The organism is Pseudomonas sp. AC083, assembly GCF_979253165.1.
Map to the genome: position 1 here is coordinate 1 of NZ_CEEDDH010000197.1, position 261 is coordinate 261.

Consider the following 261-nt stretch of genomic DNA (forward strand, 5'->3'; position numbering starts at 1 on the left):
GATTAAATTTTCCAGTCTCAAACGGCAAATTTTCATCATTAGAAATTTGAACTACCTTAACTCCTAAAGGGGTTAATCGTTCTTTTGCGACAGGTACATTAGGTAAGTAACCTTCTGTAGCATAAACTGATGTTGGAAAAGGTCTTAATTTTGATAAAAACTCTCCACCACCTGTTCCCATGTCCAGCATTGATTTTGCACTTTGAACAAGAGAAGTAGCTATACTACCATATGACCATGAAAGCAACTCACTTTTCATTC

Annotated in this window: 1 pseudogene; it reads right to left on the reverse strand. The window is 36.0% G+C overall.

Annotation, left to right across the window (positions count from 1 at the left end):
* Positions 1-261, reverse strand: a pseudogene (locus tag AC0IXA_RS27695) (hypothetical protein); the annotation flags it as partial.